This is a genomic window from Halosolutus gelatinilyticus (assembly GCF_023028105.1).
In the GTDB taxonomy this organism is placed as follows: domain Archaea; phylum Halobacteriota; class Halobacteria; order Halobacteriales; family Natrialbaceae; genus Halosolutus; species Halosolutus gelatinilyticus.
Genome location: NZ_CP095491.1, coordinates 806,773 through 833,537 on the forward strand (window position 1 = coordinate 806,773; position 26,765 = coordinate 833,537).

The following is a 26,765-nucleotide window of genomic DNA, read 5'->3' on the forward strand; positions in this document are numbered from 1 at the left end:
CGACGGGTTTTCGGACGCCCCGTCGAAACCGAACGCCCACACCCCGACTTATGGCGATCGCTCGCGAACTGGGAGCCATGTCTGAGACGGACGAGATGGACGCGGAGCCCGCACCGGAACCCGAACTCGCCGACGACGCTATGCACCGGTTCCCCGTGCCCGACTGGGAGGGCCTCCCCGACGACCTCCGGGAGCGCATCGCCGAGGAGACCGATCGGGCCGGATTCACGCCGAACGTGTTCTCTGCGATGGCGTACAAACCCTCGCACTTCCGCGCGTTCTTCGAGTTCCACGACGCGCTGGTCGAGGACGCCGCTCTGGAGCGCGAGGAGATCGAGATGATCGTCGTCGCGGTGTCGGGCGTCAACCACTGCTACTACTGCAACGTCGCCCACGGCGCGCTCGTCCGCATCTACGCGGACGATCCGCTGCTCGCCGATCAACTCGTGGCGGATTATCGGACCGCAGACATCAACGACGCCCACCGGACGATGCTCGACGTCGCCGTGAAACTCACCGAGCAGCCGGCCAAAGTGGAGGGAAGCGATCTGGAGGCGCTCCGCGAGGCCGGCTTCGGCGAGGAGGCGATCTGGGACATTGCGGCCGTGGCGGCCTTCTACAACCTGAGCAACCGACTGGCGATGTTCGCGGACATGCGCCCGAACGAGGAGTTCCATACGATCGGTCGGGAGCGATAGCCACCGGGTGCGATCGACGTGCGATCTGTGTCGGAAACGAAACGCACGCTGGTGGGGGATTGAACCCGGCCCACCGTCATCACGACGTTCGTGGTGTCTCGATCCCGAGACAGAGAACGCGCGCTCGGAACCGTCTCGCTGCAGGCGCGAAAAATCGAATCGACCCGAACCGCGCTGTGACCGATCAGTCGTCGCTGGCGGCGAAGGTGGCCGACTCGATCGCGGCCTCCGCGCCGGGTTCGCTCGGCAGTTCCGCGCGCACGTCGTCAGAACCCTGCTCGGTGATCGCCCGGCGGTAGGCCTCGGGCATGACCTTCACGAAGGCGTCGAGCGCGCGCTCCCAGTTCTCCAGCAGGAGTTGCCCCCGATCGGAGTCCGTGTAGGCGACGTGGTTCTCGACGAGTCGGCGAAGCATCCCCTCGTCTTTCTCCTCGAGTTCGTCGTGGAGCGAGACCATCTCGGTGTTGGCCTTCGCCGCGAACTCGCCGTCCGGATCGTAGACGTAGGCGACGCCGCCGGACATGCCGGCCGCGAAGTTCTTGCCCGTCTCCCCGAGGACGGCGACGACGCCGCCGGTCATGTACTCGCAGCCGTGGTCGCCGACGCCCTCGACGACGGCCTTCGCGCCGGAGTTGCGGACCGCGAAGCGCTCGCCGGCGACGCCGTTGACGTAACACTCGCCGCCGGTCGCGCCGTACAGCGCGACGTTGCCGATCGCGATGTTCTCGGTCGGGTCGTACGCGGCCGCATCGGGCGTCTGAACGGCGATCTTGCCGCCCGAGAGCCCCTTGCCGACGTAGTCGTTGGCGCCGCCGTCGAGGTGCAGCGAGACGCCGCTGGCCAGGAACGCGCCGAAGCTCTGGCCGGCGGTTCCCTCGAGATCGATCGAGATCGTGTCCTCGGGGAGGCCGGGTTCGCCGTACCGTCGGGTGATGCGGTTCGAGAGCATCGCGCCGACGGTGCGATCGACGTTAGTGACCTCGCCGTCGATCGCGACGGGTTCTCGGGTCTCGATCGCGTCGACCGCGGCCTCGATGAACTCCCGATCGAGTTGATCGTCGAGTTCGTGGTCCTGCTCGCGGATCTTGCGGCGAACCTCGCTGCCCGGGTCGGCGAGCACGTCCGAGAGATCGACGTTGCGAGCCTTCGGGTGGTCGACGTCGTCGCGCTGGGAGAGGACGTCGACGCGGCCGATCATCTCGTCGACGGTGCGGAATCCGAGGTCGGCCATGATCTCGCGCAGTTCCTGCGCGATGAAGGTCATGTAGTTGATGACGTGCTCGGGCTCGCCGGGGAACCGGCGGCGCAGGTCCTCGCGCTGGGTGGCGACGCCGACCGGGCAGGTGTTCTTGTGGCACTGCCGGGCCATCACGCAGCCCGACGTCACGAGCGAGGCCGTCCCGAAGATGTACTCCTCGGCGCCCAGTAAGGCGGCGACCGCGACGTCGCGGCCGGTCATCAGTCCGCCGTCGGTCGAGACGCGGATGCGATCGCGCAGCCCGGTCGCACAGAGCATCTGGTTGGCCTCCGCCAGTCCCAGTTCCCAGGGGAGGCCGGCGTTCTTGATCGACGTTCTGGGGGAGGCGCCGGTCCCGCCGGAGTGGCCCGAGATGTGGACTACGTCGGCGTTGGCCTTCGCGACGCCGGCGGCGATCGTGCCGATGCCCGCCTCGCTCACCAGCTTGACGTTGATGTCGGCCTCTTCGTTGGCGGCCTTGAGATCGAAGATCAGCTGTTTGAGGTCCTCGATCGAGTAGATGTCGTGCAGCGGCGGCGGGGAGATGAGACCGACACCGGGGGTGGACTTGCGGACGTGGGCGATCATCTCGTTGACCTTCTCGCCGGGGAGGTGGCCGCCCTCGCCGGGCTTACTCCCTTGGGCCATCTTGATCTGGAGTTCGTCGGCCGAGGAGAGGTACGTCGAGGTGACGCCGAATCGGCCCGACGCGACCTGCTTGACGTTGCACTCGCGCTCGGTGCCGAACCGCTCCGGCGGTTCGCCGCCCTCGCCCGAGTTACTCTTGCCGCCGATCCGGTTCATCGCGATCGAGTTGTTCTCGTGGGCTTCCGGCGAGAGGCTGCCGAGGCTCATCGCCGCGGTCGAGAACCGCTCGACGATGTCTTTGACCGGTTCGACGTCCTCGACCGGGATCGGGGCGCGATCGGACTCGAACTCGAGCAGGCCGCGCAGGGTCTGGAGGGTCTCCTGTTGCTCGTTGACCAGTTCGGCGAACTCCCGGTACCGTTCGTAATCGTTCGATCGGACCGACTGCTGGAGCGTGCCGACGGTCTCGGGGTTCCACTGGTGGTGGATCCCCTGCTTGCGGTGGTTGAACTCGCCGGTGCGCTCGAGGCTCGACTCGTCGTCGCCGAAGGCGGTCGCGTGGCGCTCGCGGAGATCGGCTTCGATCTCCGGGAGGCCGATCCCCTCGGTCCGGTTCTCGGTGCCGGCGAAGTAGTCCTCGACGAGATCCGAGTCGAGACCGACGGCCTCGAAGATCTGGGCGCCCTGATAGCTCTCGACGGTCGAGATGCCCATCTTGGCCATGATCTTCAGCAGGCCGTCCTCGACGGCACCGACGTAGGCGTCGATCGCGTCCTCGGTGTCGGCGCCGTCCTCGCCGGCGGTGACGTCCGCGATCGTCTGGTAGGCGAGATATGGGTTGACCGCGCCGGCGCCGTAGCCGACGAGCGTCGCGAAGTGGTGGACGGTGCGCGGGTCGGCCGACTCGACGACGAGCCCGCAGTGGTTGCGCAGCCCGTTCCGGACGAGGTGATGATGGACGGCGCCCGTCGCGAGCAGGCTCGGAATCGCCACCCGGTCCTCGTCGACGGCGCGGTCGGAGAGGATGACGACGTCGCGACCCGCCTCGATCGCCGCGACGCTCTCCTCCCGGACGCGTTCGATCGCGGCCCGGAGGTCCGCGCCGAGTTCGTCGCTCTCGGATTCGTAGGTGACGTCGATCGTCGCGGCGGTGATGCCGTTCGCCTCACATGCGCGGATGGACTCGAGTTCGGCGTCGGTGAGGACCGGCGAGTCGAGGACGAGCTGGCGGGCGTGTTCGGGCGACTCGTCCAGGAGGTTGCGCTGGAAGCCGAGTCGGCTCTCCATCGAGGTGACGAGTTCTTCGCGGATGTAGTCAAGCGGCGGGTTGGTGACCTGGGCGAACAGCTGCTTGAAGTAGGAAAAGAGCGGACGGTTGTACTCCGTGAGCACCGACAGCGGCGTGTCGTCGCCCATCGAACCGACCGGATCCTTCCCTTTTCGGATCATCGGCTCGATCAGGTTGTCGAGCTCGTCGCGCGTGTAGCCGAAGGCGGCCTGGTAGTCGCGGAGGCCGTCGACCGGCTCCCGGGGCGCGCTGTCGTCGCTCGTCCGGATGTCGTCGACGTGAACCTGCGCCCGCTCGACCCACTCGCCGTACCGATCGTCGGTGAGGTCCTCGAAGACCTCCTCGTCGGGGATGACGCGACCCTCGTTCGGGTCGGCGAGGAAGAGCTGGCCGGGCTGGAGGCGGCCGCGCTCCTCGATCTCGTCGGGGTCGGGTTCGAGCGCGCCGGCCTCGCTGGCCACGATCAGGCGGTTGTCGGTCGTGACGTCGTACCGGCAGGGACGCAGGCCGTTGCGGTCGAGGACGGCGCCGACCCGCTCGCCGTCGGTCGCCGCGACGAGCGCGGGGCCGTCCCACGGTTCGACGAGCGAGGCGTGGAAGTCGTACCAGTCCTTGCGGTCCTGGTCCATCTCGTCGTCGCCGCGCCAGGCCTCCGGAACGAGCATCCGCAGGGCGTGTGCGAGGTCCCGACCGTCCTGCATCAGGAGTTCGAGCGCGTTGTCGACGCTCGCCGTGTCGGACTGGCCGGGATCGTCGATGATCGGCTTGACCGCCTCCAGATCCTCTAACACGTCGCTCTCGATGTCCGTCTCGCGGGCGCGCATCCAGTTGATGTTGCCCTGGATCGTGTTGAACTCGCCGTTGTGAACGATGTTCCGGTAGGGGTGGGCGAGATGCCAGGCGCCGAGCGTATTGGTCGAGAAGCGCTCGTGGACCATCGCGAACGTCGACTCGACGCGCTCGTCGGTGAGATCGGGGTAGTACGACGGGACCTGTTCGCCCTTGAGCAGCCCCTTGTAAACGATCGTCTTCGAATCGAGCGAGCAGACGTAGAAGCGATCGGCGCCCTCGACGCCGCGCTCCTCGATCTCGTTCTCGAAGGCGCGCCGGGCGACGTAGAGGCGCCGATCGAAATCCTCGCCCTCGATACCGTCGTCCGGCGTAACGAATACCTGCCAGACGTCGGGTTCGGAGTCGACGGCCGTCGTTCCGAGGTCGTCGTTGTTCGTCGGGACGTCCCGCCACTGGAGAACGGAGAGATCGTACCGATCGAAGACGCCTTCGGCGATCGAGATCAGTTCCTCGCGAGCCGCCTCGTCCCGCGGAAAGAAGATCGAGCCGGCGGCGTAGGTGTTCGGGAGAGAAGCATCGAGAACGTCCTCGAAGAACGCGTCGGGAAGCTGGAGCATGATTCCGGCCCCGTCGCCGGTGTTCTTCTCCGCGCCGGTGGTCCCGCGGTGTTCGAGGTTGACGAGGAGGTCGAGTCCGTCGGCGACGACGTCGTGACCCCCTACCCCGTCGAGGTCCATGACGACGCCGACCCCGCAATTGGACCGCTCGTCCGCCGGGTCGGCCAGACCCTGCGAACGCTCGGTGGATGAGTGTGGCTGTGGCATATAGCGGTCTCTAACTCGGCGATATAAGAGGTTACTCCATAATGGCTAAGTGTATTATAAACACATATAATGGTATATAATGCATACAGTGATTTCGCCAGACGGCGTCGACACGATCGATCGTGAACGATCGGACGGCTGGTGATCGCTCGACCATCGATGCACGGATCGGTCGAACGGAGCGGGTGCGGGCGGTGCGTTTTCGCGCCGCTTATCGATCGCGAAGACGTGTCGTGAATTCGACTCGAACCCCGAAGAAGTGTCAGAGGCACGTAGTGTCCACCGGGCACGTGAACACTACACCCGTGGTACGTTCCGGAAGAACAAGGGCTGTCGGGGTAAAGAGTTAGGTCCCTGCCCGCTAGGACGCCCCGCCGACGCCTATCCTTGGCTTCGAACCAGCCGGGTAACACACTGCTTCGGTTGATAGCGACGCAACGATCGAAGACCGACTCGCGGACTCCCGCGGAACCGAATTCCCGCTGGACGCTCGTCTCGATCGCGCCATCATACGGGGACCGCGATCCGGGCGATCGACCCGATAGCCGGCCGGGTCGAGACGCTCGCAGGCCAGGTCGAGCCGAGATCGAATCGGGACGGTCGACCCGCTCGGGACGAGAATCAGTACGACTTCGCGAAGTAGGCGATCTCGTCGGCGTCGTCGCCGCAGACGCCGCACTCCGCGCCCTCCTCGGCCCGGACGGGTTCGCCCGGCGTCGAACCGCCCTCGTCGGCGAGCGGTTGCATGACGATCTCGGCGGCGATCTTCTCCTTGATCGCCTCCTCGCAGGCCTCGTCGCCGCACCACGGCGTCTTCACGTAGCCGCCGTGCTTACCGATCGTGCCGAGGATCTCCTCGGGACTGTGCGCTTCCCGGACGTTTTCTTCGAGGTTCTCCGCGGCCGTGTCGTACAGTTTGTCGTAGATCGTATCGAGGTTCTCCTCGACGGTCTCGACGAGGCCGTCGCGATCGGCGACGACCGTCTCGCTGTCCGGTCGGTGGACGAGCGTGGCCTCCTCGTCGTCGACCTCGTTGGGGCCGATCTCGATTCGGAGGGGAACGCCGTTGAGCTCGTGTTCGTTGAACTTGAAGCCGGGGTTGCGCTCGTCGCGATCGTCGAGGTCGACGCTGACGCCGGCGTCTTCGAGTTCGTCGGCGATCTCCTCGGAGTACTCGAGGACCTTCTCCTTGGTGTCGGCCTGCCAGATGGGAACGATCGCGACCTGGGTGGGCGCGATCGTCGGCGGGAGGACGAGCCCCTGGTCGTCCGAGTGGGTCATGATGAGCGCGCCGAGCGCCCGCCAGGAGAGCCCCCACGAGGTGGTGTAGGCGGTCTGTTCCTCCTCGTCCTCGTCCGCGAAGGTGATGTCGAACGCCTCGGCGAACGACTGGCCGAGGTGGTGGCTCGTCCCGCCCTGGACGGACTTGCCGTCGGGCATCAGCGCCTCGACTGTCGTCGTGGTGTCCGCGCCGGGGAACTTGTCGTGTTCGGGCTTCTTGCCGCGGAGCACCGGAATCGCCAGCACCTCCTCGTAGACGCGCTCGTACTGGGAGAGGCGGGTCCAGACCTCCTCCCAGGCGCCCTCGTCGGTCGCGTGAGCGGTGTGGCCCTCCTGCCAGAGGAACTCCTTGGTCCGGAAGAACGGTTTCGTCTCGGTGGCCTCCCACCGGACGACCGAGCACCACTGATTCAGTCGCAGCGGCAGGTCGCGATGGCTGCGAACCCACCGGGATATGAAGGGTGCGATGATCGACTCGCTGGTCGGCCGCACGGCGAGTCGCTCCTCGAGCTCGTCGTGACCACCCTGCGTAACCCACGCCACTTCGGGATCGAACCCTTCGACGATGTCCTTTTCGCGCTCTAAGTAGCTCTCGGGGATGAACATCGGGAAGTAGGCGTTGGTGACGCCGGTCTCCTTGAACCAGCCGTCCAACGCGTCCTGGATGGACTCCCACAGCGCGTAGCCGCGGGGTTTCGTGACGATGAACCCGCCCATCGGCGCGTAGTCCGCCAGCCCCGCCTTCTGGACGACTTCGGCGTACCACTCGCCGGGTTTGTGCGATTTCGACTCGGTGATCCCGAGTTCCTGGCTCTCGTTGCTCATTAGTTCGTCATGCAGCCAGCGCAGTCTTAAACCATGCGAAGAGCGGATGCGGTCCACCGACAGGGAGGACGTCAGCGGCGTCGGACGGAGTACCGACAAACGGCCAGCCCGACAAAACTGGAGATCACGACATCGAACGCGTTCCAGCAGCCGTGGCGCAACGCAGTTCGTTCGATACTCGAACGCGAGAGAATCGACCGGTTCGGCGCCGGATCGCTCGGCCCCGACCACAACGACTGGACGGGAGCGGACCATTCGTCGGCGTGTGCGAGCGCCACCCTCTCCGACGGGTGCTGTCCCGGGCGGCCGAAAAGCTGACACAGCGAGAGATACAGCGCCATCGGCCCGACAACTGAACCTGAAGACCGTTTTCATCAGTTCTCATGCGTTTATGGGTCAGGGTCGAAAAACAAACGGGCATGGATGCGATCGAGGTAGCGGAGTACGGCGACAGCGACAGGCTCGAACTCGTCGACCGCGAGAAACCCGACCCGGGGCCGGGAGAGGTCCGCATCGCGGTGGAAGCGGCAGGGATCAACTTCGCCGACGTGATGCAACGACGCGGCGCGTACCCCGGCGGGCCGGACGCCCCGTACGTCCCGGGAATGGAAGCCGCAGGCACCGTCGACGCGACCGGCGAGGGCGTGGGGCTCGACGAGGGCGATCGCGTCGTCGCGATGCTGAACACCGGCGGGTACGCCGAGTACGCGATCGCGACCGCCCGGATGCTGTTTCCCATCCCGGAGGGGATGAGCTTCGAGGAGGCGGCGGGCTTTCCCGTCCAGTTCCTCACCGCCCACTCCTGTCTGTTCGAGTGGGGCGGCCTCGAGGCGGACGAGACGGTGCTGATCCAGGCGGCCGCCGGCGGCGTCGGAACGGCCGCGGTCCAGCTCGCGTCGAACGCCGGTGCGGAGGTGTTCGGCACCGCGAGCACGCAGGAGAAACTCGATCTCGCGGCCGAACTGGGTTGCGATCACCCGATCAACTACACCGAAACCGACTTTCGGGATGTCGTCGGCGAGGAGACCGACGGCGAGGGCGTCGACCTCGTCCTGGAGAGCGTCGGCGACGACGTCTTCGATCGCAGCCTCGACGCGATGGCGCACTTCGGTCGGATGGTCACCTACGGCGTCGCAAGCGGCGTCCCCGCGAGCGCCGAGAACCGGCGACTTCTCTTCGAGAACAAGACCGTCAAAGGGTTCCACCTCGGTCAGGCTTCCTACCACGACCCGAGCAGGATCATGAAGGCCGTCCCCGATCTCCCGGAGGGATTCGCGAACGACGACCTCGACGTGATCCTCGGCGAGCAGTTCGCGCTCGAAGACGCGGCCGACGCCCACCAGTACATCGAAGATCGCAAGAGTTCCGGCAAGGTCGTCCTGAAACCCTAACGCGCATCGACGGCGACCGGGTTCGTAGCGATGGCGGCTCCGACCGTCTCACCGGCCCCCTCACCGGGGCGCCCCGACGGTCACTCCCGGTCGTCGAACGAAACGTCCCACTCCAGGTCGTGTCTGACGAATTCGGCCTCGTCCAACGGTTTTCCGCCCTCGAAGGTGAACTCGCCGATCACCGTCCGCCCTTCGAGAACGCCAGGCAACCACAGTCGATCGTCTTCCCACATCCGATCGTAGGGGACGTCGTCGATCGGCCGCCACTCTGGACGCGCTTCGGGGGAGGAAGTCGGTTCGCCCTCGAACGATCGCGTCCGGAAGACGTGACAGAAGGTGTGCGGGTCGCCGTCGAGCGTGAAGGTGAGTTCGCCCGCCTTCTCGAGGTCGCGAACGACCAGGCCGACTTCCTCGCGCGTCTCGCGGACGGCGCACTCCCGCGGGGTCTCGCCCGGTTCGAGTTTCCCGCCGGGACCGTTGTACCAGCCCTCGCCGAGTCCCCGGCGCTTCTCGATCAGGAGGACCTCCGCGGTGTCGGCCGCGGCCGCGTCGCGAAGCGGGAAACACAGCGTCGCTTCGATCATATCGGAGGGTTCGGCCGATCGGAAATAAATGATCGCCATCACGGCGGCGTCGATCCGGCCGGTACCGAAGCGCCGTCGCCGTCACGACGCGCTCGCAGCGCCCTCGATCACCGTCAGGTACCCCACGTAGACGAGTACCGCGACGACGAGCGCCCCGGCGAACACCGTCACGCCGACGTAGCCCGCGAGCGCGACCTGGGGGTACGCCCAGAGGTACGCGGCCCCCTCGGCCGCGAACACGAACAGGCCGCCGTAGACGACGGCCAGCGCGATCGCTCGGGCGAGCGCAGTCGCGCTGAGCGTTCCCCGCTGGAGTAACTCGACGGCGAAGAGGGCCGCGAACGCCAGCCCGTAGAACGGCTGCGGGAGCGCCTGGCCGAGTTGCCGCGGGCCGCGGATCGCGACGAGTCCGTAGTACGCCAGGGCGAGCAGGACGGCACCCACCAGCGTCAGCGTGAGCCCGTATCCAGTCGTATCGTCGGTCGACGGAACGGCGGTCGATCCGGTACCGCCGTCGCTTCCGGTCGCCGCGCCGTCGGCTCCACCGGTGCGCTCGCGATCGTCCGACATACGTGGGGATGTGGCTCGAACGGGCTTAGTTAGGGTGTGTGTTCGTCCCGCCGCGCGGGCGTTCCTCGCGCTACGGTGAACAAATCAGGAGGCGAGCAGGCGATCGACGGCTCCGCCGACGAGGGGATCCGAGATGTCGACGAATCACTCCGGTTGGCCAATTCTTATACTGTTCAAGGGGTATCAATACGCATGGACGATATTTTCGTCGCGCGCGTAATGTCGACGTCCCTGCACACGGTGACGCCGGACACGCTCGTCGAAGACGCCGGACAGGTAATGCTCGAAAACGACATCGGCTCCGTCATCGTCGTCGACGAGGACAACCAGCTGGAAGGGATCCTGACGACGACCGACTTCGTCAACATCGTCGCGGAGAGCCACCCGAAAGCCCAGACCACCGTCTCGCGATACATGACTACCGACGTCATCACGGTCTCGGCGCAGGACAGCATCGTCGACGCGGCGGACGCGATGATCGAACACCGGTTCCACCACCTCCCCGTCGTCGACGAGGACGAGGGCGTCATCGGGATCGTGACGACGACGGACCTGGCGGCGTACCTCTCGAGCGTCTCGACGCCGAGCCCGAGCGCGGATCCCGCCTAGATCCGCGTCGATCGAGAGTCGGCGACCGATCGCCACCTCGCGTTTCGCGTTCTCGGCCGCGGGCCCGCGGCCGAACCAGGTGCCGTCTGGAGCGTCTGCGTCGTCCCAATCGGGTAGTCTCGCGGCCCCGACTCGAGGACGGAGACGAAACTGATGCGACGGAACGGCGTTCGTCGCCGGTCCACTCGTGATCCGGACGACCCGAAATAGGCCCGATGGACGGTCATTGCGAACTACCGTCACTCTCGGGCCGCGAGAGGCGCCGTTCTCCCAAGGGGTTACAACCGATCTGTCGTATCCGTCGGTAAATGACGGACTCGATCGAAGATCGATCCGACGACGAGGACGATGCGGAGCGCGGACGGTTCGATACGGCGATCGACGCTGTTCTCGAACTGCTCGATCTCTTTTAGCTTTCCGGTCCCGCGCTAATCGGCCGCGGGGACGACGGTATAGTCCGTGCTTCGCCGTCGCGGCCCGCCGGCCGTCGCTGACGGGTCGGCGCTCGCTGGATCGCGTGTACGACACAAGCTTCGCGATCGCCCGTTCGGAGCACGGCCCGTCGACACCGCCCCACTGGGGTCCGCAGCTGATCGACGTTCCGACCGATCCTGGTCTCAATCACGTCGCCGCTCCTTTTCGGGCTCTCGAGATGTCGTTCCGCGAAGCGCTACTGCATACTCGGAAGTCAGCCGCAACTCCCGAAACAACTCGAAACGATACAGAATCGAAGTGGACTCGCGGGGATTTGAACCCCGGGCCTCTTCCTTGCGAAGGAAGCGATCTGCCGCTGATCTACGAGCCCTCGCACGTTTCTAACCGGGGATTCTATTTGTAGCTTGTGTTTCGCCGGCAGAGTGTGAGTCCACCACACTCGTGTTATCGCCGTTCTCGATCGCAGCCGCGACTCACCGATCCGACTCCAGTACCCCGGCGCGACCGGCGATCAGTCCCGCGAAAAAGCCGGTGAAGTGCGCCACCAGGGCGACCCTGGGTCGGGCGGTCGCGAGGGTGACGATCGTCGCCAGCACGAGGAAGACGCCGATCGAGACCCACCACGGGACGTCGATCACGGACGCGAAGCTGTCGGACAGGCGGTTCGACGCGAGCAGGTACCCCAGCAGGGCGAAGACCGCGCCGCTGGCGCCGAGCACGCCGGGCGTCGGCGCGATCGACAGGAACGGAACCATCGCGAGGAGGCCCGTTACGACGATCTGCGAGACGCCCGCCACCGCGCCAGTCGCCAGGAAGTACGCGTGAAACCGCAGCCGCGTCGTCGCGCGGGCGATCGGCCACCCGAAGAGCACGAGCGCGACGCTGTTCGAGAGCAGGTGCCCGAATCCGCCGTGGGCGTAGACGCTGGTGACGACCGTCCACGGGCGGGCGTCGATCGGCGGCGAGAGCACGAACAGGCCGGTCATCACGCCGAGGCCGAAGAGCGCGGTGATCCACTGGAGCACGTAGACCACGAGAAAGATGACCAGGAGGTCGCGGATGGGACTCGGCTCCGATCGCGACGTTGACTCCGACTCGCCTCGCGATACCGACCGGGGGCTCGGCCCCCAGCTACCCGGTGATCGCTCCGACATACTGATAGGTGGACCGGCGGCCCACTAAAGTCTACGCGAGTTACTCCCGGACGCGGTCGCAGAGAACGCCGGGTTTGCGTCGCTCGTGGGAGTATACTGCCCACACGTCGTTGATACAGAACCAGTTGTGAATGCCGCGAAAGTCCTCGCCTCGGTCGATCGGGCGCGACTCGTTGCGATCCTCGCTTCGCTACGATCCGTACGTCGCGGCTCTGGATTCTTGATTTCGCAGCCTCCCAGCGACCGATACCATACTGCTCGCTTCCGATCGACACACCAACGGCTCAGCGGACAAAGAAAGCGAAAACTCGATTCTTCGTTGCGGTCGCGATCGGATCAGTCTTCGAGGACGATCTCGATCGAGACGTCGTTCGGCACCTGGATGCGCATGAGCTGACGGAGTGCGCGTTCGTCGGCGTCCAGATCGATCAGGCGCTTGTGGACGCGCATCTCCCAGTGCTCCCACGTGGCGGTGCCCTCGCCGTCAGGCGACTTCCGGGTCGGCACCTCGAGGGTCTTCGTCGGCAGCGGGATCGGACCGCTCAGGTTGACGCCGGTGTTGTTCGCGATCTCGCGGACGTCGTCGCAGATGTCGTCGAGGTCGTCTGGACTCGTGCCTGCGAGTCGAACGCGTGCCTGCTGCATTTATTTCTCGTCGACGCTCAGGACCTTGCCGGCCGCGATGGTCTGACCCATGTCGCGGATGGCGAAGCTCCCGAGTTCGGGGATCTCGCTGGACGGCTCGATGCTGAGGGGCTTCTGCGGTCGGATGGTAACCACAGCAGCGTCGCCCGACTGGATGAAGTCGGGATTCTCCTCGGCGACCTCGCCGCTCGAGGGGTCCATCTTCTTGTCGATGGACTCGATCGTACAGGCGACCTGGGCCGTGTGGGCGTGGAAGACCGGCGTGTAGCCCGCCGTGATCACGGACGGGTGCTGCATGACGACGATCTGAGCCTGGAACGTCTCGGCGACGGACGGCGGGTCGTCTGCGGGACCGCAGACGTCGCCGCGGCGGATGTCGTCCTTGCCGATGCCGCGGACGTTGAACCCGACGTTGTCACCGGGCTCGGCCTTCGGCACTTCATCGTGGTGCATCTCGATCGTCTTGACTTCGCCGCCCACGTCGCTGGGCTGGAAGACGACGTCGTCACCGGTGTTCATGACACCGGTCTCGATGCGCCCGACGGGGACGGTACCGATACCCGAGATCGTGTAGACGTCCTGGATCGGGAGTCGGAGCGGCGCGTCCGTCGGCGGCTCCGGCGCCGGCAGGGCGTTCAGGGCCTCGAGTAAGGTTTCGCCGTCGTACCACGACGTGTTGTCGGAGGCGTCGGCGATGTTGTCGCCCTCGAACGCCGAGATCGGGATGAACGAGGCGTCTTCGGTGTTGAACTGGACCTGCTTGAGCAGCTGCGAGACTTCGTCGACGACGTCGTTGTAGGTCGACTCCTTGTAGTCGACGACGTCCATCTTGTTGATGCCGATGATGAGCTCGTCGATACCCAGCGTGCGGGCCAGGAAGACGTGCTCCTGGGTCTGGGGCGCGACACCGTCGTCGGCGGCGACGACGAGGACGGCGTTGTCTGCCTGGGACGCCCCGGTGATCATGTTCTTAACGAAGTCGCGGTGGCCCGGACAGTCGACGATGGTGAAGTAGTACTCGTCGGTGTCGAACTCCTGGTGGGCGATGTCGATCGTGACACCGCGCTCGCGCTCTTCGGCGAGGTTGTCCATGACGTAGGCGAACTCGAAGCCGCCCTTGCCCTTCTCTTCGGCTTCCTCGCGGTGCTGTTCGATGACGTGCTCGGGTACGCTCCCCGTCTCGTAGAGGAGTCGCCCCACGAGCGTACTCTTCCCGTGGTCGACGTGACCGATGATGGCCAGGTTCTGGTGCGGTTTGTCTTCGCTCATTGTTGTAGCTCACGCGCAGAGGCGCTTATATCGGTTTCTTTTGCCCGTTGCGGTTAAAACCATTTCGAAACGAGGTTTAGTCCACCCCGACGCAGTCGTGCGGTTTGCGGTACGCTCACACGGTTCTGATGGTTCGAACGGGAGACGCGTTGTCGATAGATGAGTACGTCGTCTCTTGCGAAGGGTTTCCATCGGTATCGGACGTGTGCGGCGTCGTAGCCGGTCTCGACCGGAAGAGGGCCGACGTCGATGTGTGTCGGGCGCGTCCACACCCGACCGGTATTCGAAACCGGCCTCGGCAGTCTCTCGCGACCGCCGCCGATATTTCTCACCGTTAGATGTATTATAACTATAAATAACAACTGTGGTTAATACATCGCCGTGGCGGTGGGTTCCGGGTGGCCGATCGACGGACGAGAGGATGATGCCCCGATCGATCGGTTTCGACAACGGATCACCCGCCGTTTAGATCGGGTGGTTTCGGTCCACGCACGCCAGGTCGCCCGAACGACGGCGCACTAGAAAGGAGATGATGACAATATGTCACGCCAAACACGACGCGAGTTCGCTCGTTTGACCGCCGTATCGACCACGACCATCGCTGGACTCGCCACTCTCGGCTCGGTTGGAGCCGCCCGTTCGTCGCAGGCAGAGTGGACCCAAGTCGAGTCACCGACGGACGAGCCGCTCTACGGGGCCGTCGAAACCGTCGATGGGCCGTACGCCGTTGGCGGGGGTGGCGACGTCGTCGCCCGCCGGCAGGACGGCAATTGGGTAAAAGTCGTCGAATACGGTCCGCAGGCACGCAGTCGACCGCTGTTCGGTGTCGACGTGACCGACGACGGCAGGCGAATCTGGTTCGTCGGCGACAGCGGCGTCATCGGCGAATACGACGTCCAGACGCAGACGTTGACGAACTACTCCGCACCGATGGGAATAACGAGTACGTGGGAAGACTGCGCGGTACGCGGAACCGCCGGGGACAACGAACGGCTGTACTTCGTCAACGGGTCCGGCGAGCTACTCGTCGGTACGCGCTTGGACAGCGGGGCGGTGGAGTACGAAGAGGTGATCGAACCCGGGGGTGGGTCGACGATTCCCGGGATCGACTTCCACGCCCGGAACCGCGGCCACGTCGTCAGTACGAGTCAGCTTGTCGCGGAGACGGAGGACGGTGGCGAAACCTGGGAACAGATCGGGATCGACTTCGCCGGCGAAGCGTTCTTCGACGTCGCGAGCGAGGGGCTCCAGGACGTGAACGTGGCCGCCGGGGCCGGGATCATCTATCGGTACGACGGCTTCCGGTGGACGCCCCACGTCGTCGACAGCGATCGACAGGCAATTCGGGCGATCGATCGGGACGACGCTGCGGGACTCGCTGCGGGCGCCGAAGGGAAAGTGTACGACCGCCAATCGGTCGGGCAGTGGCGCCGCACCCAGACCCCCGTCTCGGTCGCGCTGCTCGGCGTCGCGCGTACCACTGCCGTCGACGTGGCCGTCGGAGAGAACGGAACGATCGTCGAACGGACGGGGAACGCCGCGAACCGTCGTTCCCGTCCGGACGAGTCGCAACTGCCGACGAACACCGCGGATCCGGGCGTCGAACGCCGCATCGAAGGGGAGTGGGTCGCAGCGATCGACTAATCTGCCCGCGGATCGTACGACGTCACAGTTACAGCGGCGGCAACCGCCCGACGTCCGAGAGGACCGCCGTCGCCGTCTCCGGACCGCCGGCGCCGCGGCCGCTGTTGTGGAGACTGCCGGCGTGTTTCGTCTCGATCTGGACGATGTTTCGCGTGCCCGTGACGGCGAGCGCGCCGTTTTCGGGGACGAGTCGCGGGCCGACGCGGACGCCCTCGCGGGTCGCCTCGCCGATGAGGCGAATCGTCCGACCGTCCTCTGCCGCGAGGTCGAGCGCGCTGCCGGGGATGTCCCGGATGCCCCGGACGTCGGCGTCGTCGAGCGAGAACCCGCCGTCGGCGAGCACGTTCGCGAGGATGACGAACTTCAGGGCGGCGTCCGTGCCGTCGACGTCGAACGTCGGGTCGGCCTCGGCGACGCCGAGGTCCTGGGCCTCCGCGAGCACGTGCTCGTAGTCCAGTCCCTCGGCGGCCATGCGCGTGAGGATGAAGTTCGCCGTCCCGTTGAGCACCCCGCGGACCGCGGTGACGGCCTCGGGCGTCGAATCCTCGATCGTCGACAGCACCGGAATCGCGCCGCCGACGGTCGCCTCGAACCGGATCGAGCCCGCGCTCTCGGCCTCGAGCTCGCGGAGTTCCTCGTACCGCTCGGCGATCGGTCCCTTGTTCGCCAGAACGACGTGGCGATCGGCTTCGAGCGCGCGTTTCGCGTGCGTGAAGCCGGGTTCGGCGTCGCCGAGCGTCGTCGGCGTCGCTTCGACGAGGACGTCGTAGTCGGTCTCGGCGACGGAATCGGGGTCGGTCGTCCCGACCGCGCCGTCGGCGAACTTCCGATCGAGGGCGTCCTCGACGTCGATTCCGTTCTCGTCGATCGCGGCGCTGCCGGAGTCAGCGAGGGCGACGACCTCGTGGCCGTACTCGCCGGCCAGGTCGGCGACCGAACGGCCGACGTCGCCGGCGCCGAGGATCGCCAGTCGCATCAGGCGTCACCTCCGAGCAGGGGTTCGACGACGGTCAGATCCTTCTGCGACCCGATCGAGCGGATCGCCCCGAGCGCCGCGGTCGTCTCGCCGGAGTCGATCGCGAGTCTGACCCGGGCGCTGGCGACGCCGTCGGTTCCCTCCGGGGCGGCCAGCGAGAGGTCCAGCACGACGGCGCTGGCCTCGGCTTCGATCCGCGAGAGCGTCTCCGAGAGGTCGTTCTCGACGAGGCGACCGACCAGCACGACGCTGATCTCCTCGCCGTAGCGCTCCGCGCCGGCCTGGATGACGTTGACGCCGGCGTCCCGAAGCGCGTCGACGACGCCGTCGAATCGGTCCGGTGGACACTCCATATCGACCTCGACCGGGATGTGTCCTCGAGGCGTGATGTTGCCGCGTTCGTGGTGAATGCTCAGGAGATTGGCACCGCTGTCGGCGATCGGTCGGAGCGCGCGAAGCAACTCGCCGGGTTCGTCGACGAGTTCGAGTCGGACGGTGTAGGCGCGGACGCCGCCGTCCGTCTCGGCGTCCGCGTCCGGTTCGTCCTCGGCGGCGCTGTCGTCACCCATCGCCGACACCTCCCACCTGCGGGCGTCCACACGTCGTCATGGTGTACGAGTCCGTAGTGGGCGCGTAAAAGGATATAGGACTTCGCAAAATGCACCTCCCTGTCAACAAATCGCACGTGATGGACTCGAACGGAACCGATCGGCGTCGCGTCGACTCCCCGACCGGTCAACGGTGGGCCGCGATCAGAGGTGGTCCTTGCCGGGGTTCGAGGAGCCCCAGTCGCCCCGGCCGCCCTCGGTTCGATCGATGCCCATGATGGACTCGGCCTGTTGCGGTCCGCCGAGGCTCTCGCGGGCGTCGGGGACGCGGACGGTCACGTCGTCGACCTCGGGCCACCGGATGAGTTCGGCCTCGATGTTCCCCGTGGTGACGTCGCTGATCGAACACCCCTTGCAGCCGCCGCCGAGTTCGACGATCACCTCTCCCGTCTCGGGGTCCGCCTTTCGTACCGCGCTCGTGCCGCCGTGCATCTGGATGATCGGCATCTCGCGCATCAGCCACTTCTCGACGCGCTCCTTGAGCGTCGTCCCGTCCTCGGAGTCGGTCATTACCCGCTGTACGTGCTCGATGCGTGAATAACGTTTGGTCCTCGGTAGCAAACGCTCAGGATCGATCACGAGGGATTTCGAGCGATCGGCGGATGCGACACCCGTCCGGGTCCCGACAACAGTCGCCGAAAAATGGCAGCATGGCCCGCGGAAGGGGACCGATCACTCGCGGCGACGATCGCGGCCGCGCCGGCGACGCGCCCACTCGAGGCCGAGTGCGCCACCGGCGAGTCCGACGACGCCCGCGATCCCTGCGAATCCCGGAACCGAATCATCGTCGTCCGCCGCGCCGGTACCGCCGTCTTCACCGTTCTCGTCGGGGGGAATTGGGAACGTGTAGAGCGCGTGCTCGGTCTCGGCGTTGGGGATCAGTCCGGTGCTGCTCGCGACGAACGTCTCGCCGGGGGTCGCGACGCGAGCCGTCCAGAATCCCGCAGTTTCGCGATCGGCCCAGGAGACGAGTTCGACGGGATCGCCCGGATCGGAGACGTCGTGGACCTTCACGCCAGCCTGGTACCACGACGAGTAGAGGCGGCCGTCGCGGAGCTCGAAGTTGTGCGACGTGGTCCACTCGCCGCGGTTGTACGAGCCGTCTCCCGACTCGGGTTCGGGCGGGTCGATCGTCGCCAGGCGGCGAGGATCGTCGGGATCGCCCACGTCGTAGAGGTCGATCCCGCCCGGCCCGTCGGGACCACTGCCGCCGGTCGTCCACGCCTCCCGGCCCACCGCCAGTAGGTCACCGGTATCGTCGACGGCCGCGTAGTGATCGTTCCCCGGGAGCCCGTGCTCGGGATCCGCGCCGGTTTCGACGTCGCGTGCGTCCTCGACGGCGACCTCCGCCACCCGGAAGATGTGCTCGGGCTCTGACGGATCGCTGACGTCCAGCAGGTAGGTCCCGGCGTCCCAGTGTGCCAGGCAGGCGACGTCGTCGCGCACGGTGACGTCGTGGAGATACCAGGTCCGCCAGCCGACCTCCTCCCACTCCGGTTCGCGGTCCAGCAGCGACCAGCGGCCGAGTTCCTCGACCTCGTCGCCGCCGACGTCGAAGAGTTCGAGCGCGTTCCCGCCGGGGCCGTTGGCGACCACGTAGAGCACGTCGCCGTCGAGTTCGCAGTTGTGGATGTGGTACCCGGTTTCGTAGTCGGCGACCCGCTCCGGGTCGGCGGGATCGCTCACGTCGTAGACGACGAATCCGTCGAAGAAGCGGTCGATCGGGTTCACGGGGCCGGGAGCGACCAGCCGATCGCCGTCGACCGAGACGTCGAGGATCATCGACAGCTGCGCCCCGTCGACCTCGATCCGTCGCTCTTCGGCGAGACGCTTCGGCTCGGCGGGATCGCTCACGTCGACGGTCGCGAACCCGTTCGTCGCCGCGAGGTACGCGACGTCGCCGGTGTCGTCGACGGCCGCTTCGGCCGCGCCCTCGACGGAAATCCGGCCCAGCGGCTCGAACTCGCCGGTATCCTGCCGGGCCGCCGCGATCGATGCGGCCCCGATCCGCGGGGAGACGAGGGCGGCGCCTGCGGTGACGCCTGTTCGGAGGAGGGCTCGTCGGTGCATACGATCACAAGGGTCTATCCGGATAAATAACGTGGGGAGTCGGCCCGGGCGGCGTGATCGTCCGCCCGGTCGGTGTCGCGGGCGGCGATCGAGAAAGTGCTGCGCCCGCGACCAGCAATTGGCGGAGTCCTAGATCCGGCGTCTCCGACGCCCCGCGGCCGATCGTCACGCGTCGAGTTTGCGCCGGTCGCCCGTTCCCCCGGTCAGGGCGCTCGCGAGGGCGCCCTCGAGGACGACGTCGTCGCCGTGCTCGGTGGCGGTGATCTCGGGGACGTTGGACATCACCATCCCGGAGACGCGCTCGCGGATCCGCTCGACGACCAGGTCCTCGTTGTTGAGCGCGACGGCGCCGCCGAAGGAGATTACGATCGGCGCGAACGCGTGGATCACGTTCGCGACGCCGATCGCGTTCCAGTGGGCGAGTTGGTCGATCACGTAGTCGGCCAGTTCGTCCTCGCCGGCGAGTTCGAAGACGTCTTTCGCCGTGAAGTCGGGGCCTTCGAGCGGCAGGTCGGTCGCGATCGTCGGGTCGTCCTCGGCGAGCAGTCGAGCGTACTGCGGGATGGCGGTGCCCGAACAGTAGGCCTCCCAGTGGCCATCGTGACCGCAGCCGCAGGTGAGGCGACCTCGCGGATCGACGACGTAGTGGCCGACCTCGCCGGCGTTGCCGTCCCAGCCGCTGACGATCTCGCCGTCGCAGCAGACGCCGGCCCCGATCCCCGACGAGATCGTGATGTAGACCATGTCGTCGGGGTTGCGAGCCGAGTGAAACCGCTCGCCGATGACGCCGGCCGTCGTGTCGTTGTGGAGGTGGACCTCGTCGCTGTCGATCAACTGTTCGATGGGGCCGGTGAGGGGGATCCGATCGATCGAGTCCGGGAGGTTCGCGGGATCGATCACCGCCCCTTCCGCGAGGTCGAACGGGCCGATCGACCCGATTCCCGCGGCCGCGATTTCGGCGGCGGCCACGCCCGCGTCGCCGCACGCCTCGCGAAGCGTTCGGAGGACGCCCTCGGTCACGTCGATGCCCGTGGGACCGCGCGGTGTCGCGTTCCGGCTCACACCGATCGTCGTCCCGTCGGCCTCGGCCACGGCCGCCCGCACGTTCGTCGCGCCGAGGTCGACGCCCGCATAGTAGACCATGCTATCCTAGGGACGGAGGTCGCCGTACTTAACAACCAATATCTTGACTCGCATTCGGGTAGCGATCGTAACCGTTACGACCGGGAACGGCGAGTTCGTGCGAGCCGTCGACACACGTATGACAGATAGTAACATAGTACGGCGTATGGCCACCGACGACGCACCCACGGACCCCGGATCGGCGCCGGAGCTCACCGACGAAGAACTCGAGGCGCTCCACGAGGTCGAACTGGGACTGGAGTGGTTCCAGCGCGCCCAGGGCTGTCTGATCGAGTTCCACCACGCGACGGGGCACGGAATGGATCACCTCTACGAGGCCGAACGTCGACTGCGAGCCAGCGGTCACGACGACCTCGCCGACGCCATTCGAGCCGAGTTGCTCCCCCACGGCGTCGTCGACGACGATCGCTGGTCGTACGACGTCCTCGAGAACTTCCAGGAGACGCTGCTCGACGAGACGACCGCCCTCGAGCGGCGCGTCCGCCGCGAACTCGCCGACGGCCAGCGCCACGTCCGCGAGCGGCGGCAGGAACGCGAGTGGAAAGAGCGGGCGGAACGGCGCTGAGCGTCACCCGCGACCCCCTTGCCCGCGGCTCGGGATCGTCGCGTTCGAGCGCCGACGCGAAAAACGGGGGTTACGATTACTCCGGGCCGTCAGGCGTCGTCCGCGCTCCGGACGAACGTCACGGGGCAGGGCGCCGACAACAGGACCTCCTGGGCCGTCGAGCCGAACACCGCCTTCCCCGTGGGCGAGCGGCGCCGGCCGCCGACGACGACCCGATCGGCGTCGGTTTCGGTCGCGAGGTCGACGATCGTCGGCCCGTGGTCGCCGACGGCGCCGCGGATCCCGTACTCCACGTCGTGTTCGTCGAGCACCGCGCGGATATCCCGAACCGTCGAGTGTCGGGTCGCGACCTCGTCCGGATCGATCTCGTCGCGCTCGGGCGAGAACTCGAGGCGGGTGATCACTTCGTCGTACTCGTCCCGCGTGAAGACGTGCGCTATCGTGACGGTGGCGTCGGCCGGTTTCGCCACTTCCAGAACCGTTTCGGCGAGTTCGTCGCTTCGATCGGCGTCGCCTGGGCCGACGGCGAGCAGGACCGTAGTGAGAGTCATACGACCACTGTGTGTCGCCGCCCGTAATATTTTTACTCTTTTTTAGGGTTCGCGTCCGATGGGGATCGTCGGCCGGTCGACGCGATCGCCGCGGACAACAGAGCTAATCCGCCACAACCGGAAGGCGAGGTATGGACGGACTCGACCTCGAGGGACGAACGGTAGTCGTCACGGGCAGCGGAAGGGGCGTCGGTCGCGAACTCCTCCTGGCGACGGCCGAGTGGGGGGCGGAAACGGCCGTCCACTACCACACGAGCGCCGACGCCGCCCGCGAGGTCGCCGCCGAAGCGATCGACCGCGGCGCGGCGGACGCGATGACCGTCCAGGGCGACGTCACCGATCCCGAGAGCGTCGACGGCCTCTTCGCGGCGATCGAGGCTGAACTCGGGGACGTCGACGTGGTGGTGAACAACGTCGGCGACTTCGCGCCCGCCCACTGGGCCGACCTCGAGTTCGCGACGTGGAACCGCGTGCTCGAGACGAACCTGAACGGGACCTACCTCTGCTCGAGGCGCGCGCTCCACGGGATGCGCGAGAGCGGGTACGGCCGGATCGTCAACGTCGGCTACGCGTCGAGCGAGAAGGGGCTGGTCAACCCGAAGAACTTCCCGTACTTCGTCGCGAAAGCGGGCGTCCTGATGTTCACCCGGATGCTCGCGGCTGACACGCAGGACGACGAAATAACCGTCAACGCGATCTCGCCCTACGTGGTCGAAAACTCCGAGGAGTTCCCCGACGAGTTGCCGCGCGATCGGCCCGCCTCGTTCGACGACCTGATCCAGCCGCTCCGGTTCTTCCTCGATCCGGACAGCGACTACATCAGCGGACAGAACGTCGAGGTCGACGGCGGCTGGCTCCCGGAGGACGTGTAGCCGCCGGAGGCGTGGAGCCCGCTCCGGCTACGGGCCGGACCGATCGAGCCCCGAGACCACGTCCGCGTCGGACGGGCCGCCGGCATCGAACGCCGCGACGAACTCGTCGAGCCGATCGGGATCGTCGGCGCCCGGGAGACGGCGATCGGCCGTGACGCAGGGTTCGTGGACGCCGAGCCGATCGGAGACCAGATCCGCCGTCGTTTCGGCCATCGCTCGGTAGGTCGTCAGTTTCCCGCCGACGATCGACGCGAAATTTTCCGCGCCCGCGTCAGCGTGATCGAGCAGGAAGAAGCCGCGGGAGATCCCCCGCGCCTCGCGGGTCGCCTCGTCGGGCGCGTAGAGCGGGCGAACGCCCCACCAGGTCCGAATCCGTTCGGCGTCGGCGACGGGCGGGAGCATCCGCGCGCACTCCTCGCGGACGCGATCGACCTCCCAGTCGGCGGTCTCGTAGTCGTCGGGATCGGCGACGTCGACGCTCGTGGTCCCGAGGACGACCTCGTCGTCGTGCGGGACGACGATGTCGCCGTCCGCGGGTTCTCGACTCCGGTTGAGAACCGGCTCGAGACCGCCGTACCGGACGGAAACCATCACGCCACGATTTGGTTGCATCTCGACGTCGACGTTTGCCATCGCGGCGAGTCGCCCGGCCCACGCGCCGGCGGCGTTGACGACGTAGTCGGCCTCGATGGCGTCGTCGATCCGACCGCCGACCCGGACGCCAGCGATCCGATCGCCTTCGACGCGCATCCCCTCGACGGGCGTGTGCGTGAGGATCCGCGCGCCGTGATCGCGAGCGTCCGCGGCGTTCGCCGCCACGAGTCGAGACGGGTAGACCGCGGCGTCGGGAACCGCCATCGCACGCCGGACATCCGGCGCGAGGTCCGGGACCCGATCGCGGGCCTCCGCGGCGGTCAGGAGCGTCGTCGGAATGCCGACGTCGGCGCAGGTGTCGCGTTTGGTCCGCAGGTAGTCGGGATCGTCGTCCTCGAGTTCGACGAACAGTCCGCCCGTGTCGCGCACGCACTCGCCGGCGATGGATCCGAGGATCCGTCGTTCCCGGATGCACTCCTCGGCGCCGACCCGATCGGCCTCCGCGTACCGCGCGCCGCTGTGGAGCAGGCCGTGGGAGCGACTCGACGTACCGCCGGCGAGGCCGCCGCGATCGACGAGCACCACGTCGACGCCGCGCAGCGCGAGGTCGCGCGCGATTCCGGCGCCGGTGGCGCCGCCGCCGATGACGAGGACGTCCGTACGAAGGGGCATACCTCGGCTAGCGGTCCGATCGGGAAACGTCTGCGCCCGGCGATCGAAGCGACGCGACGATCTCGACCACCGGTTACCTTATTCCGTTCGACCGACGAGCACATTCCATGGGCGACGAGGCGAATATACTGTTAATCGAGGACAATCCCGGCGACGTTCGCCTCGTCGAGGAGGCGTTCCGAGACGGGCAGATCAACAACCGCCTACACACCGTCACCGACGGCCGGGCGGCGCTGGACTTCCTTCACCGTGAAGACGGGTACGAGGACGCACCTCGACCGGACGTCGTCTTGCTGGACCTCAACCTGCCGAAGGTCGACGGCGAGGACGTGCTCCACGAGATCAAACACCATCCGGAGCTGGGTCACGTCCCCGTTATCGTGTTGACCGGCGTGGACGAGCAACTGATCGAATCGCGCGACCTCGATCACGACGCGGACGAGGACGCGGTGCTCGAGAAGCCGATCGATCACGGCGAGTTCATCGACGTAGTGCGCGAGTTCGACGAGTTCCGGATCTCGATCGTTCGGTCCCACAACTGAGACGGACGACGACGCGCGTTGCGTGCCGAGTGATCTGGGGCCGAGAACCGAGCGGCGTCCCGGCCGGTGCGAAGACGCTATGCCGACGGTCTCCGTTCTCGGACCTATGACCCGATCGAAGGTCGCCCCGGCGTCACCCGCCAGCCCGACGCGCCGAATCGAACGCGATCGTCCGAACCCGATCGCGTGGTGGCGATGACCGGCGGCGGGGCCGCGGCGACGGAGACGAGCGAAGGAATCGAACTTCCCGACGGTGCGGTACTCGTCCTGATCGACTTCCAGCAGGGGTTCGACGAGGACTCGTGGGGAGCCCGGAACAACCCCGACGCCGAGGAGCGAGCCGCGAGGCTGCTCTCGAGGTGGCGGGACACCGATCGACCGATCGTCCACGTCCGCCACGCCTCGACCGAACCCGACTCGCCGCTGCGGCCCGATCAACCCGGCTTCGCGTTCAAACCGGAGGTCGAACCCCGCGATGGGGAGCCGACGATCGAGAAGTCGGTCAACGGCGCGTTCGTCGACACGGACCTCGAATCGCGGTTCCGCGACCGGGGGCGCGAGACGCTCGTGATCGCGGGGCTGACGACGGACCACTGCGTATCGACGACGACCAGAATGGCGGACAATCGTGGCTTCGAGGTCTTCCTCGTCGCCGACGCGAGCGCGACGTTCGATCGGACCTTCGACGGCGAGCGGTTCGACGCGGAGACGATCCACCGGACCGCGCTCGCCCACCTCCAGGGAGAGTTCGCGACGGTGGTGCGGACGGACGAGTTGCTGGAGAGGTAGGCGGCGCAGTTCAGACGAACGTCAGCGGCACCATCACGAGCCGCCGACGCCGGTCCGAACCGCAATCGACGACAGCGTCCGATCGTTCGAGTCGATGTTCCTCGCCTGAGGCGCGGGCGTCGGTACTCGAACGCGCCGGACGGCGACGCGATCGGCGAATCCGATAGCGATCGGCGGAACGACGGGGTGTCGAGAAGCAGGGTCGAACGCGGCTCTGCGGGCGACCGCCGGTCCCGCTCAGGAGAGCGGATTGAAGTCGCTGAGTTTCAGTTCCTCCTTCGCGAACCGGGCGAGAATCGGCAGGTCTTCGGCGTGGAGCAGGCTCGTGATCGCGAACGGGTCGCCGTTATTGGCCTTCGCCAGCGTGTCGTCGTCGAACCGCTGCAGATCGGCCATCAGCCGGTCGTAGCGGTCGTTCGGCGCGAAGTAGAGGAGTCGCGTCATCAGCAGGCGAGCGCGCATATTCGGTGCGACGTCGCGGTGCCAGAGCGTCTCGTACACTTCGAGGTTCTCGGCGGTCGGTTCGAGGTCGCCGTGTTTGAGACAGCTGTCCGCGGTGGCCGCGGCCACGCGACCGGATTGCATGCACTTGTTGATCCCCTCGCCCCACAGGGGATCGACCGTCGGGACGGTGTCGCCGATCGCCATGAACCGATCGGTGTGCATCTTTCCGGGCATCTGGATGTGGGCGGAACCGCGGTGCATCTTCCCTTCGAGGCGAGTCGCGTTCCGGAGCCGCGGGTCGGTCTCCAGCCAGTGGTTCAGGTAGTCGTCGATGCTGAAGTCGTCGCGGCCGTACCGCTGGTACTGGTCGCTGCTGAGGTAACAGAGGCCCACCTTCGCGGTGTCCTCGCCGGTGTGAAAGATCCACGAGTAGCCGCCCGGCGCGAGTTCGTGGTCCAGCCTGAGCATCATCGCGTCGTGGAGGTCGGCGAAGCCGGGGCGGTCGACGTCGATCCCCTCGAACTCGAACTCGATGCCGATCGCGTGGTTCTCCCGTTTGAGATCGACGACGCCGAGTTTCTTCGCGAGCGGGGCGGCCGGACCCGTGGCGTCGACGACGATCTCGCCGTACACCTCCTCGTCGCCGTTGTACCTGACGCCGACGATCTCGCCACCCTCCGTGATCGGCGCGGTGACGCGCGCGTCGAAGCGGTACTCGGCGCCGTCGTCGCGGCCGTCCTTCACGAGGAATCGTTTGAAGTCGGCGAACTCGAGGACGGCCCCCGGCTGTTCCCGGACGTAGTGGTCGGTCGGCGACTCGAGGACGACCTTGTCCGTATACTGCATCACGACGTCGTCCGGAACTCCAAACGAGGACATCATCGACGGGAACGTTCCCGCGGTGGACTTGTTGCTCTGGCGCGGGAACTCGTCCTCCGATTCCGTCTCCAGGACGACGACGTCGTACCCGCGAGCGGCGAGATCGCGAGCACACTGAGCGCCAGCGGGGCCGGCGCCGGCGATCACCACATCGTAGCGGTTGTTCATAGGGAATGGACTATCTCGGACTGTAATTAGTCTATTCAGTCGCGATCGCGTGACATAA

At 66.7% G+C, this 26,765-nt stretch carries 23 protein-coding genes and 1 tRNA gene; 8 read left to right on the forward strand and 16 right to left on the reverse strand.

The annotated features are described in order from the left end of the window. The first annotated feature begins 77 nt into the window (after window positions 1–77). Window positions 78–698, forward strand: a complete 621-nt coding sequence (locus MUH00_RS04085) for a peroxidase-related enzyme (protein ID WP_247002494.1) — start codon at window positions 78–80, stop codon at window positions 696–698. Between the two features lie 184 nt (window positions 699–882). On the opposite strand, the gene gltB is transcribed toward MUH00_RS04085, so the two are convergent. After that, a complete protein-coding gene (gene gltB, locus MUH00_RS04090) occupies window positions 883–5,427 on the reverse strand; it encodes a glutamate synthase large subunit (protein ID WP_247002495.1) in 4,545 nt (1,514 codons plus the stop codon). Window positions 5,428–6,048: 621 nt separating this feature from the next. After that, window positions 6,049–7,533 carry a proline--tRNA ligase gene (gene proS, locus MUH00_RS04095; protein WP_247002496.1) on the reverse strand — a complete coding sequence of 495 codons (1,485 nt, stop codon included), beginning with the start codon at window positions 7,531–7,533 and terminating at the stop codon, window positions 6,049–6,051. Window positions 7,534–7,952: 419 nt separating this feature from the next. On the opposite strand from proS, the gene MUH00_RS04100 reads away from it, so the two are divergent. Continuing rightward, window positions 7,953–8,924: a quinone oxidoreductase family protein gene (locus MUH00_RS04100; RefSeq protein ID WP_247002497.1), complete on the forward strand. Its 972-nt coding sequence runs from the start codon at window positions 7,953–7,955 to the stop codon at window positions 8,922–8,924. Between the two features lie 80 nt (window positions 8,925–9,004). On the opposite strand, the gene MUH00_RS04105 is transcribed toward MUH00_RS04100, so the two are convergent. Next, a complete protein-coding gene (locus MUH00_RS04105; protein ID WP_247002498.1) occupies window positions 9,005–9,508 on the reverse strand; it encodes an 8-oxo-dGTP diphosphatase in 504 nt (167 codons plus the stop codon). Window positions 9,509–9,589: 81 nt separating this feature from the next. Next, window positions 9,590–10,078 (reverse strand): hypothetical protein, encoded by a 489-nt coding sequence (locus MUH00_RS04110; protein ID WP_247002499.1) that lies wholly within the window; start codon window positions 10,076–10,078, stop codon window positions 9,590–9,592. 192 nt (window positions 10,079–10,270) lie between these two features. Here MUH00_RS04110 and MUH00_RS04115 point away from each other — a divergent pair, with 192 nt between their 5' ends. Then, the gene (locus MUH00_RS04115; RefSeq protein ID WP_247002500.1) at window positions 10,271–10,687 is read left to right on the forward strand and encodes a CBS domain-containing protein; all 417 of its coding nucleotides are present in this window, start codon (window positions 10,271–10,273) and stop codon (window positions 10,685–10,687) included. Between the two features lie 733 nt (window positions 10,688–11,420). Here MUH00_RS04115 and MUH00_RS04120 read toward each other — a convergent pair. The 4 genes from MUH00_RS04120 to tuf all read right to left on the reverse strand — a co-directional run bounded on the left by MUH00_RS04120 (window position 11,421) and on the right by tuf (window position 14,190). Then, window positions 11,421–11,492 (reverse strand) — tRNA-Ala (locus MUH00_RS04120). Window positions 11,493–11,595: 103 nt separating this feature from the next. Next, window positions 11,596–12,276, reverse strand: a complete 681-nt coding sequence (locus MUH00_RS04125; protein WP_247002501.1) for a rhomboid family intramembrane serine protease — start codon at window positions 12,274–12,276, stop codon at window positions 11,596–11,598. Between the two features lie 336 nt (window positions 12,277–12,612). Further along, complete coding sequence (gene rpsJ / locus MUH00_RS04130; RefSeq protein ID WP_004215311.1) at window positions 12,613–12,921, reverse strand: 30S ribosomal protein S10; 309 nt, start codon at window positions 12,919–12,921, stop codon at window positions 12,613–12,615. After that, window positions 12,922–14,190, reverse strand: coding sequence for a translation elongation factor EF-1 subunit alpha (gene tuf / locus MUH00_RS04135; protein WP_247002502.1), 1,269 nt, complete (start codon window positions 14,188–14,190; stop codon window positions 12,922–12,924). Window positions 14,191–14,730: 540 nt separating this feature from the next. Here tuf and MUH00_RS04140 point away from each other — a divergent pair. After that, complete coding sequence (locus MUH00_RS04140) at window positions 14,731–15,834, forward strand: beta propeller repeat protein (RefSeq protein ID WP_247002503.1); 1,104 nt, start codon at window positions 14,731–14,733, stop codon at window positions 15,832–15,834. Window positions 15,835–15,862: 28 nt separating this feature from the next. Here MUH00_RS04140 and MUH00_RS04145 read toward each other — a convergent pair whose 3' ends face one another. From MUH00_RS04145 to MUH00_RS04165, 5 genes are all read right to left on the reverse strand, one after another. Further along, the gene (locus MUH00_RS04145) at window positions 15,863–16,810 is read right to left on the reverse strand and encodes a homoserine dehydrogenase (protein WP_247002504.1); all 948 of its coding nucleotides are present in this window, start codon (window positions 16,808–16,810) and stop codon (window positions 15,863–15,865) included. Next, window positions 16,810–17,379, reverse strand: coding sequence for an amino acid-binding protein (locus tag MUH00_RS04150; RefSeq protein WP_247002505.1), 570 nt, complete (start codon window positions 17,377–17,379; stop codon window positions 16,810–16,812). Before MUH00_RS04150 ends, MUH00_RS04145 begins: the two co-directional genes overlap by 1 nt. A 183-nt stretch (window positions 17,380–17,562) precedes the next feature. After that, the gene (locus MUH00_RS04155) at window positions 17,563–17,928 is read right to left on the reverse strand and encodes a NifU family protein (RefSeq protein ID WP_247002506.1); all 366 of its coding nucleotides are present in this window, start codon (window positions 17,926–17,928) and stop codon (window positions 17,563–17,565) included. A 162-nt stretch (window positions 17,929–18,090) separates the two neighbouring features. Then, window positions 18,091–19,488: an LVIVD repeat-containing protein gene (locus MUH00_RS04160; RefSeq protein WP_247002507.1), complete on the reverse strand. Its 1,398-nt coding sequence runs from the start codon at window positions 19,486–19,488 to the stop codon at window positions 18,091–18,093. Window positions 19,489–19,653: 165 nt separating this feature from the next. Then, a complete protein-coding gene (locus MUH00_RS04165; RefSeq protein WP_247002508.1) occupies window positions 19,654–20,631 on the reverse strand; it encodes an ROK family protein in 978 nt (325 codons plus the stop codon). 145 nt (window positions 20,632–20,776) lie between these two features. Here MUH00_RS04165 and MUH00_RS04170 point away from each other — a divergent pair, with 145 nt between their 5' ends. Beyond that, window positions 20,777–21,196 carry a hypothetical protein gene (locus MUH00_RS04170; RefSeq protein WP_247002509.1) on the forward strand — a complete coding sequence of 140 codons (420 nt, stop codon included), beginning with the start codon at window positions 20,777–20,779 and terminating at the stop codon, window positions 21,194–21,196. Window positions 21,197–21,285: 89 nt separating this feature from the next. Here MUH00_RS04170 and MUH00_RS04175 read toward each other — a convergent pair whose 3' ends face one another. After that, window positions 21,286–21,747 (reverse strand): universal stress protein, encoded by a 462-nt coding sequence (locus tag MUH00_RS04175; protein ID WP_247002510.1) that lies wholly within the window; start codon window positions 21,745–21,747, stop codon window positions 21,286–21,288. Window positions 21,748–21,878: 131 nt separating this feature from the next. Between MUH00_RS04175 and MUH00_RS04180 the strand changes: the two genes are divergently transcribed. Further along, window positions 21,879–22,619, forward strand: coding sequence for an SDR family NAD(P)-dependent oxidoreductase (locus tag MUH00_RS04180; RefSeq protein ID WP_247002511.1), 741 nt, complete (start codon window positions 21,879–21,881; stop codon window positions 22,617–22,619). Window positions 22,620–22,646: 27 nt separating this feature from the next. On the opposite strand, the gene MUH00_RS04185 is transcribed toward MUH00_RS04180, so the two are convergent. Next, entirely contained in the window at window positions 22,647–23,885 is a 1,239-nt protein-coding gene (locus MUH00_RS04185; RefSeq protein WP_247002512.1) for an FAD-dependent oxidoreductase, read from the reverse strand. 107 nt (window positions 23,886–23,992) lie between these two features. Between MUH00_RS04185 and MUH00_RS04190 the strand changes: the two genes are divergently transcribed. Continuing rightward, window positions 23,993–24,427 carry a response regulator gene (locus MUH00_RS04190; RefSeq protein WP_247002513.1) on the forward strand — a complete coding sequence of 145 codons (435 nt, stop codon included), beginning with the start codon at window positions 23,993–23,995 and terminating at the stop codon, window positions 24,425–24,427. A 195-nt stretch (window positions 24,428–24,622) separates the two neighbouring features. Next, entirely contained in the window at window positions 24,623–25,216 is a 594-nt protein-coding gene (locus tag MUH00_RS04195) for a cysteine hydrolase family protein (protein WP_247004075.1), read from the forward strand. A gap of 237 nt (window positions 25,217–25,453) precedes the next feature. On the opposite strand, the gene MUH00_RS04200 is transcribed toward MUH00_RS04195, so the two are convergent. Continuing rightward, window positions 25,454–26,707 (reverse strand): digeranylgeranylglycerophospholipid reductase, encoded by a 1,254-nt coding sequence (locus tag MUH00_RS04200; protein ID WP_247002514.1) that lies wholly within the window; start codon window positions 26,705–26,707, stop codon window positions 25,454–25,456. Between the last annotated feature and the right edge of the window lie 58 nt (window positions 26,708–26,765).

Bases quoted from the DNA above. Each gene is read 5' to 3' on its own strand.
- MUH00_RS04110 (WP_247002499.1), bottom strand. From the start codon at position 10,078: ATGTCGGACGATCGCGAGCGCACCGGTGGAGCCGACGGCGCGGCGACC.
- MUH00_RS04100 (WP_247002497.1), top strand. From the start codon at position 7,953: ATGGATGCGATCGAGGTAGCGGAGTACGGCGACAGCGACAGGCTCGAA.
- MUH00_RS04175 (WP_247002510.1), bottom strand. From the start codon at position 21,747: ATGACTCTCACTACGGTCCTGCTCGCCGTCGGCCCAGGCGACGCCGAT.
- MUH00_RS04115 (WP_247002500.1), top strand. From the start codon at position 10,271: ATGGACGATATTTTCGTCGCGCGCGTAATGTCGACGTCCCTGCACACG.
- MUH00_RS04180 (WP_247002511.1), top strand. From the start codon at position 21,879: ATGGACGGACTCGACCTCGAGGGACGAACGGTAGTCGTCACGGGCAGC.
- MUH00_RS04195 (WP_247004075.1), top strand. From the start codon at position 24,623: ATGACCGGCGGCGGGGCCGCGGCGACGGAGACGAGCGAAGGAATCGAA.
- proS (WP_247002496.1), bottom strand. From the start codon at position 7,533: ATGAGCAACGAGAGCCAGGAACTCGGGATCACCGAGTCGAAATCGCAC.
- MUH00_RS04170 (WP_247002509.1), top strand. From the start codon at position 20,777: ATGGCCACCGACGACGCACCCACGGACCCCGGATCGGCGCCGGAGCTC.
- MUH00_RS04085 (WP_247002494.1), top strand. From the start codon at position 78: ATGTCTGAGACGGACGAGATGGACGCGGAGCCCGCACCGGAACCCGAA.
- MUH00_RS04150 (WP_247002505.1), bottom strand. From the start codon at position 17,379: ATGGGTGACGACAGCGCCGCCGAGGACGAACCGGACGCGGACGCCGAG.
- MUH00_RS04125 (WP_247002501.1), bottom strand. From the start codon at position 12,276: ATGTCGGAGCGATCACCGGGTAGCTGGGGGCCGAGCCCCCGGTCGGTA.
- MUH00_RS04185 (WP_247002512.1), bottom strand. From the start codon at position 23,885: ATGCCCCTTCGTACGGACGTCCTCGTCATCGGCGGCGGCGCCACCGGC.
- tuf (WP_247002502.1), bottom strand. From the start codon at position 14,190: ATGAGCGAAGACAAACCGCACCAGAACCTGGCCATCATCGGTCACGTC.
- MUH00_RS04200 (WP_247002514.1), bottom strand. From the start codon at position 26,707: ATGAACAACCGCTACGATGTGGTGATCGCCGGCGCCGGCCCCGCTGGC.
- MUH00_RS04145 (WP_247002504.1), bottom strand. From the start codon at position 16,810: ATGCGACTGGCGATCCTCGGCGCCGGCGACGTCGGCCGTTCGGTCGCC.
- rpsJ (WP_004215311.1), bottom strand. From the start codon at position 12,921: ATGCAGCAGGCACGCGTTCGACTCGCAGGCACGAGTCCAGACGACCTC.
- MUH00_RS04140 (WP_247002503.1), top strand. From the start codon at position 14,731: ATGTCACGCCAAACACGACGCGAGTTCGCTCGTTTGACCGCCGTATCG.
- MUH00_RS04160 (WP_247002507.1), bottom strand. From the start codon at position 19,488: ATGCACCGACGAGCCCTCCTCCGAACAGGCGTCACCGCAGGCGCCGCC.
- MUH00_RS04155 (WP_247002506.1), bottom strand. From the start codon at position 17,928: ATGACCGACTCCGAGGACGGGACGACGCTCAAGGAGCGCGTCGAGAAG.
- MUH00_RS04190 (WP_247002513.1), top strand. From the start codon at position 23,993: ATGGGCGACGAGGCGAATATACTGTTAATCGAGGACAATCCCGGCGAC.
- MUH00_RS04165 (WP_247002508.1), bottom strand. From the start codon at position 20,631: ATGGTCTACTATGCGGGCGTCGACCTCGGCGCGACGAACGTGCGGGCG.
- gltB (WP_247002495.1), bottom strand. From the start codon at position 5,427: ATGCCACAGCCACACTCATCCACCGAGCGTTCGCAGGGTCTGGCCGAC.
- MUH00_RS04105 (WP_247002498.1), bottom strand. From the start codon at position 9,508: ATGATCGAAGCGACGCTGTGTTTCCCGCTTCGCGACGCGGCCGCGGCC.